The organism is Arthrobacter sp. Y3223164 (assembly GCF_059091005.1).
On the sequence record NZ_JBNHGF010000396.1, the window covers coordinates 1 to 2,481 of the forward strand.

Here is a 2,481-nt window from a genome sequence, read left to right on the forward strand (position 1 = left end):
AGGGACGGTCGTCGGCCTGCGCGGTGCCGGACTTCACGCCGCCGGCCTGCGCAGCGGCAGCGTGACGGACCGTGGAGGTCATGGCCGGGGCGTCCGACGCCGGGAAGGACTCTTCCAGGGCCTCGTCCAGGGCGTCCTCGTTGCCGGTGCCGACGTAGCTCTGCAGGTCCTTGCGGAACTGGTTCTTGGCGGACGTCAGGGCGATGCGGTCCTGCGGCCGCTTGGGGCCGGCGATGGACGGAACAACGGTGGACAGGTCCAGCTCAAGGTATTCGGAGAACTTCAGTTCGTGCGACGGATCGTGCCAGAGGCCTTGTTCCTTGGTGTACGCCTCGACCAGGGCGATGTTCTCCTCGGAGCGGCCGGTCAGGCGCAGGTAGTCCAGGGTGACGTCGTCGATCGGGAACATGGCGGCGGTCGAGCCGAACTCCGGGCTCATGTTGCCGATGGTGGCGCGGTTGGCCAGCGGCACCGCTGCCACGCCTTCGCCGTAGAACTCCACGAACTTGCCCACCACGCCGTGCTTGCGCAGCATCTCGGTGATGGTCAGCACGACGTCGGTGGCGGTGGCGCCGGCGGGGATGGAGCCGGTGAGCTTGAAGCCGACAACGCGCGGAATCAGCATGGAGACGGGCTGGCCGAGCATGGCGGCCTCGGCCTCGATGCCGCCGACGCCCCAGCCGAGCACGCCCAGGCCGTTGACCATGGTGGTGTGCGAGTCGGTGCCGACCAGGGTGTCCGGGTAGGCGCGCAGCTTGCCGTCGACCTCGCGGGTCATCACGGTGCGGGCCAGGTATTCGATGTTGACCTGGTGCACGATGCCGGTTCCCGGGGGGACCACCTTGAAGTCTTCGAAGGCGGTCTGTCCCCAGCGCAGGAACTGGTAGCGTTCGCCGTTGCGCTGGTACTCGATCTCCATGTTGCGCTCGAGCGCGCCGGCGTTGCCGAAGACATCGATCTGGACCGAGTGGTCGATCACCAGTTCGGCCGGGGCCAGCGGGTTCACGCGCTTCGGGTCGCCGCCGAGCTCCTTGACGGCCTCGCGCATGGTGGCCAGGTCGACGACACACGGAACACCGGTGAAGTCCTGCATGATGACGCGGGCGGGGGTGAACTGGATCTCTGTGTCCGGCTGCGCGTCGGGGTTCCAGCCGGCCAGGGCGCGGACGTGGTCCGCCGTGATGTTCGCACCATCTTCGGTGCGAAGCAGGTTCTCCAGCAGGACCTTGAGGCTGAACGGAAGGCTCTCGGCACCTTCAACGGCACTCAGCCGGAATATTTCGTACTCGGTCCCGGCGACGTTCAAGACGCCTTTGGAACCGAAGCTGTCCACATTACTCATGACAGGACTCCTCTCGCCACACTTTATCTTTGTCCGGGCGGCAACCACCCGCTAGTTAGGCATCCCTAAGTGTGAAGGGACAGCTGTGGGCTCGGCCTCTGGCCTTTTTGACGCGCCGCAGCCCGCAGAATTTACAAGCCAGAGACAATATGCTTCGTCCGGAACCGCTGCCCCCATCCTATCGGGTAGCCGGTTGGCAGGAACCGGAGCGGCGCCCGTGGCCTGCCTCACAGCCGGGATTCGCGCACTCCCGCTCAGCGGCGCCCCGGGGTGAGCACGGCAAAGGACTCCATGTGGTGGGTATGCGGGTACAGGTCGAACACGCGCAGCGAGTCGAGGTTCCAGCCCAGCTGCAGGAAGTAGCCCAGGTCCCGGGCGAAGGACGCCGGGTCACAGGACACATAGCCGACCGCCCGCGGGTTTCGGGCGGCCACCGCCTGCACCACGGCTTTTCCGGCGCCCGCGCGGGGCGGGTCGAGGACGACGGCGTCCATCTCTTCGGGCTGCGAGCGCAGCACCCGCTCGACCTTGCCCTGGAGGATCTCGACCTGCCCGAAACCGTGCAGGTTCTTGCGGGCGTCTTTGCTGGCGGCCGGCGAGCCCTCGACGGAGAGAACGTTGCCGGTCACCCCGACGGCATCCGCCAAGGGCGCCGTGAAAAGTCCGGCACCCGCATAGAGGTCGGCCACCCTCTCCCCCGCCCGGGGCGCAACACCGTCCAGGACGGCGGCAGTCAACGTGGCCGGCGCCAGCCGGTGAATCTGCCAGAAGCCGTCTCCCGTCACGCGGTACTGGTGCCGTCCGTTGGTTTCGGAAACCCAGGTGCGTCCCCGCAACCGGGTGAGCCGCCCGGGCACGGGCTCCCACGCGGCAACCGACACGCCGGGTTCGATCCGGTCGGCGATCTTCGCCAACCGTTTGGGCGTTGTCCCCGCGCCCGGCACCAACAGCACCAGCGGCGTGCTCCCGTCGGCGGGCGCGGCCACCTCCACCCGCTCCAGCCCGGAGAGATCCAACTCCCACAACCGCAGGTCGTTGACGCCGTCCGCGGCCAGCGGCATCGCCTCGACGGGTATCAGCTCGTCGGACCGGTGCGCGTGCATGGCGAGGCGCCCGTCGGACCCCACGCCGAACGCGGC

2 protein-coding genes are annotated in these 2,481 nt (G+C 68.1%); both read right to left on the reverse strand.

The window, feature by feature from the left end:
* The coding region (locus tag AC5RUJ_RS14540) for an aconitase family protein (protein ID WP_494156073.1) at positions 1-1,342 on the reverse strand (1,342 nt) is incomplete at its 3' end.
* Positions 1,343-1,596: 254 nt separating this feature from the next.
* The coding region (locus tag AC5RUJ_RS14545; protein WP_494156074.1) for a class I SAM-dependent RNA methyltransferase at positions 1,597-2,481 on the reverse strand (885 nt) is incomplete at its 5' end.